Consider the following 10861-nt stretch of genomic DNA (forward strand, 5'->3'; position numbering starts at 1 on the left):
TTCGGCAGTTTGGAAAACGACTTTGCATGATAAGCGCCTTGGTTGCTGACGCCCATTACGGCCACAACAACCTTGTTGCAAGGCGCCTTTTTGCCATTGATAGGGAAGTTCAAAATCGTGGTGCTACCGTAGTCAGTGTAGTCTTTTTAACAAATGTCCGGCTATCCATAGAAATAGGGTTTAACGAGTAGTAGAAGTTAAGCAAATGTAAATTAGATGTGTACCAAATAAAATCACATTGGACTGCATCCTACTTTACAGCCAGATTTTCGTAATAAGTGCTGAGGAAGATTTATAAACCAACTATTCGATTTTAAAAGAAGAAATCAATAGCATACAATCACTTCTTAAGCACTACATTTCCGGCTTTATCGGTGATTGTCCCATGGACAACGAGGGGCGGTTGCCCTTCCCGCAGTAACGCGCAACGCCCGGTGAACGTGTAGCCATCTGATAAGGGAATGGCCTGAATCGCTCCCATATTCAATCCCAGTTCAACCGTTTTTTCTCCAGGAATTCGGACGACTACCCGAATGGCTCCGGTTGGGGATGGCAAGACCTGAGTGTTGATGTCCGGTATTTTTTCAGTAGCCGATGGATATAAGATCCAGGCAAATGTAGTTGAGGTGCTGATCATTTTCCTACGGTATTCAGCACAGTAAGACGCTACCCGTTGGTTATAACGCTCGCTGTACCAGCCCTGTATGTAAGGTGTTTCCTGTCCCTTAATTAACGAGACCGACCACGCATCCGTGGTAACCGGCACCACGCACAGATTACCCGTTCCAAAATCATTGGTGCGGACCGACAAACCGTTTGTACTGACGGAACAGGCGGGATTGAAATGCCAGTAGGCGGTCAGGTTTCGCGGCTTATCACTCTGTATCTGATCCACAACAATCCAGTACCTGTTTTTCAGATAAATAACAGCCCGGGTGTGACGTCCGGTAACGTCCGGTGAACTGATTGCAGGTGCCGGGGAGGCTACACCGGGATTTTCATCATTGAAACCGCCCTGGTAGGTTCCCAGGCTAAAATCCAGCTCGGGCTGAAGGCTATAACTCGAATCGGCGAGGGGAGCCGTAACTTCAGGCAGGTAGCGGTTCTGCCCTTTGCCATCCAGCGCAATTACGTTATGGGATGCCGACAGGTTGAAAAACTGGCGCCACTTGTCGACTTTGTAGTACATCCGACCGGCATCACACAGAATCTCCCGCCCATTCGCATAGACCGACAGATGGAGTTTATCATTATGCTGATGCGACGTGCCCCAGGGCCCATTATCGAAGAACGCGTATTGGTCTTTGCCTTTCGCTTCGCCCCAGCCGTTTCGCATAATGAGGTGCCCGGCCCACGGAAACAGCCTGGAGGTTTGGGCGGGTCGCTTCCCTTCTTTACCCTGCGTAAATACATACTGCCAGTCAGTCCGCGGGAAACGCTTGAGTAAAGGCGTAAGGATGTCGAAGTTATTGAGCAAATCCGCATCGTTGTTCAGCAGGCCGAAACCATCCGGGCGGGCAGTATAAACCATGTAGTTAATCATGTTGTCAACAATCTGGCCGAATCTGGGTGGCAGCGATTTGGCATACGTGTTGTGCAGATCGAGGTATGCCAAAAAATTCCGAACCACTACCCAGTGGTAACTGCTTGTAAGTTCCTTCATGGCCCCATCCGGGTAACTCTGGAACTCAAATTCCTCACCCATACTGTCCAGCGCGTGTTTATACCACTCGTCGGCCTGTTTGAATTCGGGAAAACACAAGGCTACCCGCGTCAGTCCATTCAGTTCCATCACGCCGTGATTGTGGTGAACCCAGTGAAATTTACGGACATACGTTGCCTGGTCGTATAAAGACATCAGCATCAACAGCCGCGCAACCGGTGTAAACGATGGTGCCTGCTGAAGACCGTAGAACGCTGTTGGCCAGGAGCCAAATAAGCGCAACCCGACTTCCAGCACCCGCCAGGTTGCATTGGTCACATTACTGTCAGGCATTGGATTACTGCTCACCCAATCGATAACCAGCCGATTAACGTCTTTTGCATAGGTGGAATCGCCGGTTTGGCAGTAGGCCGTCCGTAAGCTTCCCAGGTAATCCATCCGATTCAGGAAGTAAGCCCATTCGATGTCCTTGTTCGGTCCTTTATGGAACCAGTTCAGGTGGCCCGGAGCGCGGGTCGGTACTGAATCGGTAATACCCTGAAACGTAAAGACGTTCTTACCAACAAGCCGGGCTTCCGCCTGGACGGCTTGACTTAGTGGCTCACGACAGGTACGTAGGTGCGGGTTGGTAGCGTTAGTCCGATAATAATCCAGTAGGGCCAGACACGCCCTGGGCCAGTCCTTTTGACTAACGGCCTGCCTGACTGGATTCAATCCCGGATAGTCCAGATTGATCTGGTCAAAAAAGGCGATTACTGCGGACGGATTCTGTTGGCAGAACTCACCGACCGACAGCCGGGTCGAGTTGTTGAGTTGCAGCCGGGACGTTAACTGTCCAAAGGAGGACGTAACGGCAATTATCAACAGGAATACTGTAGAAAAAACAATGGGAAGCCAACTTCGGCCAGTATTTCGGTATGACATACGAATAGTAGTAGATAGTACGGGTGATTCGTTCGCTAATCAGCTTGTTTTTTGGCGGGCCTGCCGAACCTGTTCACAAAACAAAATAGCCCGTTCGGTGAGCCATAAATGGTGTCCGGATTCAATTTCGTGTCCGTCGGTCAAGGCGCCACCAATGCCTACCGCACAGGCCCCGGCCCGAAGCCAGTCGCCCACATTGTCAACCGTCACGCCCCCGGTAGGCATGACCTGTAATTGAGGCATAGGGGCTTTTATCGCCTTTAAGAAGGGGATGCCCAGTATCTCCGCCGGAAACAGTTTCACCACATCGGCACCCTGTTCGAAGGCCGTTAAAATTTCGCCTGGCGAAAATGCCCCCGAAAAAATAGGGACATCGTACCGATGGGCCATCTGAATGACATTCTTCCGGGAAACTGGCGTGACAAGAAACTGCGCCCCAGCCCGGATTACGGTTTGTGCCATCACTGAATCGAGCACCGAACCGGCTCCAATCAGAACGTGCGGATACGTCTCCCTGATTGTTTCAATCAGTCGTAAGGCCCCCGGCGTCCCAACCGTAATTTCAAGTGCCTGAATGCCGCCCGCCTGCAAGGCATCGACGATAGCCAACGCCCCCGCTTCCTTATTCAACCGCAGAATGGCGACAATGCCTTCCTGAATAATTTTGTTGACCGTATCGATTCGGCTCATGGTTGGTTATCGTTTGATGAGTCCCCTAATGTCGCCGTCGGCAACCTCCAGTATTTCACGTTCCGAAAGCAGATTTAAATCACCGGGAATCGTATGTTTCAGGGCAGAGGCTGCTGCGGCAAACTCGATGGTTTGGGCATGATTCCACCGCTGTTCCAGGCCGTGCAGAACGCCGGCCGCAAACGCATCGCCACCGCCCAGCCGCTCGACCACCTCAATCGGGTAGCAGCGACTGTCGTAAAACTGGTGGTGCTCATGCAGGATGGCTCCCCAATTCTGCCGCGCTCCCGACGAATAGTCCCGAATGGTAAGGGCTATCCGGTCGAACGGATGCTGCTGCAGGAGTATTGCCACGGCCTTGCGGGCATTTTCCTGATGGTCCTCCCACCGCTGGGCGGGGTCTGGATTCCAGCCGAATATATCGGCGACGGACCCGACGTTGGCAAACAGCAGATTTACGTACGGTAAAATCTGGTCAAAGGCTGAACGGGCGGCTTCGTGGCTCCAGAGCGTTCGCCGAAAATTGAGGTCAAACGCCACCCGAACCCCCAGCTTCTGGGCAGTAGCCAGCACGGTCAGGCACTCCTGCCGACAGCTTTCTGACAAGGCGGGCGTGATTCCCGTCAGCATCAGCCAGTCGTTCCCCACAAGAATCGACTCCCAGTCGAAATCACCGGCTTTCACCTGCGCAATGGCTGAACCTTCGCGGTCGTAGGTTACCTGCGACGCCCGGACTGAAGCACCATACTCGATAAAATACGTACCTACCCGCTTGCCACTCCGCCGAATATATTGCGTATCGACGCCAAACTGACGCAGGTTGTTGATAGCCGCCTGTCCGATTCCATTGTCGGGAAGACAGGTAACAAAGCGGGCGTTATGGCCCAGTTTGGCCAGCGAAACTGCGACGTTGGATTCGGCACCGGCAAAATCCATTTTGAGGGCGTGCGTCTTTTCCAGCCGTTCGAGCGGAGTGAGTGGCGACAGTCGAAGCATGATTTCACCAAAACAAACAATGGAGCTAGGCATAGGTAGGTGTGTTAGAATGTAGGGCGAAGTTGCAGGCCATAGGATGCAGTAAAAATGTCGCCGGATTCAAGGCGAATCAGTCCGTCGTGGTTGTTGACCGCATCGCAGCAACAAGACATTGGTTCTACGGCAATGGAAAGGCGGTCGGGTGGGGTAAATAATTGGAAGTAGCGGTATTGGTTAACACCTGATTCCATCCAGAAAACCACCTGCCTGTCTCTGGCTGGCGAGGTAAAGACAATCTCACTACGGCTTGCCGCCGACGGTAGCCCAAAGCAGTCATTCAGGTGAATAGCTGCAAGCCGGGTAGGTACTACAAAAGCTACATAATCCTGTTTTGCGCCTGTTGGAATAGAGACGTCATCCAGCTCATAGATTTGACAGTCAGGCAATTGCATCGTCCAGTCAGCGATGCCGCCCGGCAAACTCAGGTACGGATGCCAGCCAACTCCCAGCGGCATGGCCGTTGAGCCAGTATTACGTATCTGGGTGGCGCAACGAAATCCGTCCTGCTCACAAAGCCAGTACGTCACGGTAAATTCAAACGGAAACGGATAGCCGCTCATAACCTCGTCATAGGCATACGTCAACCGTAGCTGAGCCGTCTGGTCGGTAATTTGTACGTTCTCAACCATCATTGGCCGGTTGTAGAGTAAGCCGTGGATGGCGTGCCCGTGCCGGGTTTCATTGATGGGTAACTGGTAGGTTTTTCCCTCAAAAACGTACCTGCCGCCATTAACCCGATTGGGAAACGGAATGAGTGGGGCACTTTTATACCGCCGGTCGTCCTGAATAACTTCTTCGTCGGCAACGCCATCAAGAACGGAATGGCGTATACCATTCATCGGCAATAGCAGGTCGCATACCCGCCCGCCCCAGGCCGGTGCTACGACCATTGACGCACCACCGGTTTTTGGGCTTAGGCTGATTCGGTCAACCGATGAGGGACGAACGGGCATTTATTTTTTGAGATAATTGACTAGTTCATCAGTTGGCTCCACCCCTAATCCCGGCCCGTCGGGCAGGTAAAAGAAACCTTCCTCGCAACGCATATTCCCGCGCAGATACCGGAGATTTTTATCGAAAATGGAATGCTGATACTCGTGATAGACCAGATTGGGCAACGCGGCTGAAACGTGCAGGCTGGCTGCCTGAAAAATGCCCACCCCGATGCTGGCGTGAGGCATCACGGTCTGGTTAAACGCGACCGCCATCTGGCAGATATTCCAGAATGAGGTAATCCCCGTCCGGCCCATTTCGGGCTGAATCACGTGCATACAACCTGCTTCAAACCGGGGCCTATACTCGTATACCGTCCGAAGTTCCTCACCAATAGCCACGGGCGTTTTCACCGATCGTACCACCAGGGCTTGCCCGTTAATGTCTTCAGGTTTGACGGGGGCTTCGGCTACGTAGAGGTTATAGGCTTCGAGCCGGGTTATCAGCCTGATCGCTTCGGCAGCCGTGAATTTCCAGTGCATATCAATCAGGATGTTGGCCTCGTCACCAGCGGCTTTTCGCAAGGCTTCCATTTCGGCCACGATACCGTCGTGCGAAACGGCCGAGGCAAACTTAAACGCGTCAAAGCCTTTGTCGATCCAGCTTTTGGCGAGATCAGCACGTTCGGCAATAGTGGGTTTCGGTAAACCCGACACGTAGGCCGGTAGCCGGTCGTGCCGTTGCGAACCGAGCAATTTACAGACGGGTAGATCCACTAATTTGCCGCGCAAGTCCCACAGGGCGATGTCGATGGCCGCGATGGCATCGTGGTAGTAGCCGCCAAAAAAACCCCGTACCCGCATGGCGTTGTACAGGTCTTCGTAGATCCTGACGCCATCGTGGGGGTCCTGACCAATAAGCAGCGGGCCGATGAGTTCACCAATAATGGCCACGGCCACCTCCGGCACCACGAACCCCACGCACTCGCCCCAACCATACTGCCCACTGTCGGCCGTGATTTTCACCAGCACACTCTGGTCGCTGACGTGGTAAACGCTGTTGTTGCCGGGTCGGATGAAGTACCCTTTTTCGTTCTGAACATTACCACTCTCCAGTGGCCCCAGGTAGGGCACCTCGCGGGGTATGGAAATGGGGAATACCTCAATTTTTGCTATTCTATCAGTCATGCTTCTCTAATTTTGGGATAACACACGATCAGCTCACCAACCGTGGGGATGAGACAGTTTATAGTTGAATGATCCATAAATAATTGGCCAAACGCGACCGGATCGGCTCCATTCAGGGCGAACATATCGTAATGAGTAGGTATGACGGTAGCGGGTTCCAAGGCTCCCGCCAATGCATAGCTTTCGCCGACGGAGAGGTTACCGTATTTGCCGTTGATGCAGGTCAGCAGCACGTCGATCCGGAACTTCCTCAAATAGGTCAAGAAGGGGTGGTAGGCGGTATCGCCGGTATGGTACACGGTTACACCATCGTCCGTTTCCAGTACAAAACCAATCGAATCCAGGACTCGGTCCTCATTGGGAATGCAAAAAGAACCCGTTACCCGGAAGCCATCGAGCACCAGCGTTTCACCCGCTTCCAGTAACTGGCAATTCGTGTCATTTACGCCTAACTGCCCCAGCATGGCCAGCACATTTCGAGGTCCGATGAAGACCATCGACTCTCGGTTGGTTAGTCTGGCAATCGTCTCCGGGTCAGCATGGTCGAGGTGGTTATGCGAGCACAGGTAATAGTCGCAAATAACCTCTTCGGGCTGGAGTGGAATTGGTGTTTTTCGGCGAAAATCAGGATTGCGTTTCGCCACCGAATCAGACAGGTACGCGTCAATGACCAGAATTTTGCCGTTTGCCAGTTTTACAAAAAAGCCAGACTGCCCGAGCCACCACAAAGCGACGGTTGATGCCGTAACGGTTGTCGAACAGATTGTTTGCATCAGGCTCATACGTTCTTTCTTTATTCAGGCTTAGATTAGGCATAGACGACATACACGATAATCCGCAGCACCAGGGCGATGCTCCACCAGACCATAAAATTCTGCCAACCCCGGTGCCGACTACGCTCCTCACCCGATAGTCGCATATAGGAGGGCTTCCAGATAATGTCCTCGGCAAGACGCTTCCGGTTTAGTCGGTCGCCCAGTAAGGATACCAAGACCATCACAGATAGGGAAAACAACCAACAGACAAATGCCCGATTTAAAAATGGGATCATCAAGACCAACAGGTTCGTGGGCAATTCTGGCGTAATCAGCTTGAGAAATACACCAAACACAATACCGGCAATAAGTGTCGAATTAGCCGCCCGGGCCGACGCTTTCCGCCACAGAATGCCCACCAGAAAAATGACGGAAATCGGTGGGGCGAAATACGAGGCCAGGTCCTGAATGTAAATGAACAGCCCTTTGCCCAGCAGCAGAATGAACGGCGCAATACCCGTAGCGATAAGCAAAGCCACTGCCACCGCCCACCGCCCCACGCGCACCAACTGCTGCTGCGAGGCTTCGGGCCGGAGATACCGCTGGAAAATATCAATCGTGAAAATGGTGGAAATGCTGTTGAGAACGCTCGAAATGGTAGACATGATGCCAGCTGCCATACCCGTCAGGACAATGGACCGGATACCTTCCGGCACTAACTCCTGCACCATTTTCACGAACACTTTGTCCTGCGGCACGCCCTGACCGAAAATAAGCAGAGCCGCCATACCCGGCACCACGATAATCAGGGGTTTAAGGAGTTTGATGGTGGCCACCAGCACAATACCCATGCGGGCGTCCCACTCACTGCGGGCGGCAAAACACTGCTGGATGTAAAACTGATTGGCGCAGTTGTACCAGATGCTGATCGTTAGCCAGATCGTAACTAACCCTGTCCACGGAACAACAGGATCGGTGGCCGGTTGAAACAGGTGAATGCGCCCGCTGGCCAGTTGCTGATTCAACCGCCAGAGTTCGTTCCAGCCGCCCACCCGGTTGATAGCTATGGCCGTGACCACACTGCCGCCAATAATAAGAATAATCACCTGTACGACGTCAGTCCAGACCACGGCTGCCAATCCGCCTTTGACACTATAAATACCCGTTGTTACGGCCAGAACGCCGATACCAAGCAACAGCGACGGACTAATCTGACCCGCTTCAGTCAGCCGAACTTCGTCATGCGCAAACAATTCCTGAAAAATCAGTCCGCCACCATACAGCACCCCCGCCAGTATAGCAATGATGCTGTGAACAATGATGATACCGGCAAAAATAAGCCGTGTGGTGCCGTTGAACCGGTTTTCCAGAAACTGCGGGACAGTGTAGATCTTTTTCCGGAAATAGTAGGGCAGGAAAATAAAAATCAGCAGACTGAGCGGCACAAAGGCAATCAGCTCCCAGTTGGCGGGTGCCACCCCCATGAAGTAGGCCGTACCGACCATGCCAATGAAGTGCTCCGTTGAGAAGTTAGCCCCGGCCATCGACAGCCCAACGGCGTACCAGGGCAGCCGACGCCCGGCCAGAAAGTAATCATCTGCCGTCTTCTTTTCCCGTCGGCCTGCCCGTAGGCCGATAGCCAGGATACCCGCAAAATAGACGACGAACACGCCGATGGTCAGGTAATCCATTAGGCTGGCGTGGTTTGAGGAACGGACTCGGTAAAGTAGGGTCGAATCTGGTCGTAGTACTCATCAAACAGACTCAGGTAAATATCGTCGGGCTGGTGCGTGGGTTTGCGGCAGTAGTCGCTGGCAATTATGCCCCGGCGTTTCAGAATTTTCTTTTCGTAGGCAATGATCATTTCCACGTCCTGCCGAATGTGGTTCAGCATGGCGTTGAGTGCGTTGTGCAATTCAAAGACTTTTGCCCGGTTGCCTGCCCGATATTCGTTGTAGATGCTCAGGTAGATATCGTACATGGAACAGCCCGGCACTACGCCCACCGCACCCCGGTCAAGCCCTTCAATCATCTGGAAACCGGCATTGCCGATGAAAATGCGGGCTTTGTTACCCGACGCCTTCAGCAGATTCGAAATGTATTTGCCCGATGGTTTATTTTCGATTTTAAACACGCTGATGTTCTCAACCTCCTGCCCCAGTTGAACCAGCATGGCCGGGTCAATGGCAACCCCCGTTTGTTCGGGTGCGTATTGCACCATAATGGGTACGCTGACGGCCTGCCCAACCTGGCGGATATGGTCAAAAATGCCCGAAGCCGCCGGTTTTAGAAAAAAAGGAGGCAGCAGCATCAGGCAGTCAGCCCCTTCGCTTTCGACGTACCTGGCCCAGTCGACGGCTAGTTCGGTGGCGTGGCGAGAGATGGAAATAATAGAGGCCGCGCCTGCTTTTCGGCATTCCTCTACCGTGATTTTGATGAGCTGTTTCTCTTCCGGCTCGGTCAGTTTGTAGTATTCACCGGCAATGCCAAAGAGCGTAATGCCGTGACAGCCGCCCTCCAGCAGATGCCGGGCAAGGTTGCGGTAGCTGTCAAAATCGACAGCTCCGGTTTCAGTAAAGGGGGTGGCAATGGCCGGGCAAATTCCGTGTAATTCCATAAGATTATCGACTGGGATCAAATAAGACTTTTATACTCTGAGACGGGTTAGCCGCCAATTCAAACGCACGTTGATACTCGTTGAGCGGGCAGGTAGCGGTGATGAGTCGGGTGTAATCGACCGCGGTGGTGTTGAAAATCCGGACGGCTATCTTCCAGGCCTGATGAGATGAAGAGAACACAAAATACAGATCGACGGCGGCATAAGCGGCCTTCTCCCAGGGAAATGGGGTGTCGGTCGTGATGGAACCGGCTTCTACAATCCGGCCGTTTCGTTTGACCAGTTCCAGCGCCAGCCCGAAGCCCGTAATTGTCCCCGTGGCATCGATAACCAAATCGGGTTTATTACCCCCGTTCGTTTCCAGGATGTAAGCGAGCGGATCGGTCGTAGAGGAATCGATACAATGGGTAATACCCAGCTCGGTGGCAATACGAAATCGCACCGCCCGTGCGTCGTGCAGGCCGATGAGGTACACGGTTGTTGCCCCCAGCTCAAGGGCGACCAAAGCACTCAGAATGCCGATAGTGCCAGGGCCAACCACCGCCACGGTTTCGCCCGGCTGGAGTTTTCCTTTTACGTAGACACCTTCGGCAGCAATGGCGGTTGGCTCCACCAGTGCGGCCGCCCGCAGATCGGTTTGGGGCGAAAGTCGGTGGAGATACTGACTGTTGAGCAGGACGTACTCGGCAAATCCGCCGTTTTCGGTCCAGCCTACAATGTCTTTCGACAGGCACAGGTGGTAGTTGCCGTCCTGGCACATCTGGCAGTTGCCGCAGTTACCAAAGGTGGTTTCCGACACGATTTTATCGCCTATCCGGTAGTCGGTCACCTGCTCGCCAACGTCTACAATCACCGCCGAAAACTCATGTCCCTGCACAACTGGTGGTCGATAGATGGTGTTGCGGCTGTAGAGAATATCCAGGTCGCTACCGCAAATACCCGCATAAGCTACCTTAGCCAGCACCCGATTGCCGGTTGGTTTCGGAATCGGAATGTCGACCAGTTGCAGATCGCCGGGCTGGCGGGATTCTTTACGCAGTGCTTTCATCGTGGGTCG

General features: G+C 53.2%; 9 protein-coding genes. All 9 read right to left on the reverse strand.

Annotated features, from left to right (window positions below):
* Window positions 1-340 precede the first annotated feature (340 nt).
* The 9 genes from WBJ53_RS19415 to WBJ53_RS19455 are packed head-to-tail and all read right to left on the reverse strand — an operon-like array spanning window position 341 to window position 10852.
* Complete coding sequence (locus tag WBJ53_RS19415) at window positions 341-2587, reverse strand: alginate lyase family protein (RefSeq protein WP_338869157.1); 2247 nt, start codon at window positions 2585-2587, stop codon at window positions 341-343.
* A 39-nt stretch (window positions 2588-2626) separates the two neighbouring features.
* Window positions 2627-3277, reverse strand: coding sequence for a bifunctional 4-hydroxy-2-oxoglutarate aldolase/2-dehydro-3-deoxy-phosphogluconate aldolase (eda, locus tag WBJ53_RS19420; RefSeq protein WP_338869159.1), 651 nt, complete (start codon window positions 3275-3277; stop codon window positions 2627-2629).
* A 6-nt stretch (window positions 3278-3283) separates the two neighbouring features.
* A complete protein-coding gene (locus WBJ53_RS19425) occupies window positions 3284-4306 on the reverse strand; it encodes a sugar kinase (protein WP_338869161.1) in 1023 nt (340 codons plus the stop codon).
* Between the two features lie 11 nt (window positions 4307-4317).
* A complete protein-coding gene (locus tag WBJ53_RS19430) occupies window positions 4318-5265 on the reverse strand; it encodes a hypothetical protein (protein ID WP_338869163.1) in 948 nt (315 codons plus the stop codon).
* The gene (locus WBJ53_RS19435; protein ID WP_338869165.1) at window positions 5266-6432 is read right to left on the reverse strand and encodes a mandelate racemase/muconate lactonizing enzyme family protein; all 1167 of its coding nucleotides are present in this window, start codon (window positions 6430-6432) and stop codon (window positions 5266-5268) included. It lies immediately after the preceding gene.
* Window positions 6429-7205 carry an MBL fold metallo-hydrolase gene (locus WBJ53_RS19440; RefSeq protein WP_338869167.1) on the reverse strand — a complete coding sequence of 259 codons (777 nt, stop codon included), beginning with the start codon at window positions 7203-7205 and terminating at the stop codon, window positions 6429-6431. Before WBJ53_RS19440 ends, WBJ53_RS19435 begins: the two co-directional genes overlap by 4 nt.
* 35 nt (window positions 7206-7240) lie before the next feature.
* Complete coding sequence (locus tag WBJ53_RS19445; protein ID WP_338869169.1) at window positions 7241-8878, reverse strand: sodium/solute symporter; 1638 nt, start codon at window positions 8876-8878, stop codon at window positions 7241-7243.
* Window positions 8878-9804: a dihydrodipicolinate synthase family protein gene (locus tag WBJ53_RS19450; protein ID WP_338869171.1), complete on the reverse strand. Its 927-nt coding sequence runs from the start codon at window positions 9802-9804 to the stop codon at window positions 8878-8880. The genes WBJ53_RS19445 and WBJ53_RS19450 overlap by 1 nt, the downstream gene beginning before the upstream one ends.
* 4 nt (window positions 9805-9808) lie before the next feature.
* Complete coding sequence (locus tag WBJ53_RS19455; RefSeq protein ID WP_338869173.1) at window positions 9809-10852, reverse strand: alcohol dehydrogenase catalytic domain-containing protein; 1044 nt, start codon at window positions 10850-10852, stop codon at window positions 9809-9811.
* Between the last annotated feature and the right edge of the window lie 9 nt (window positions 10853-10861).

The sequence above is a fragment of the Spirosoma sp. SC4-14 genome, from assembly GCF_037201965.1.
Classification (GTDB): domain Bacteria; phylum Bacteroidota; class Bacteroidia; order Cytophagales; family Spirosomataceae; genus Spirosoma.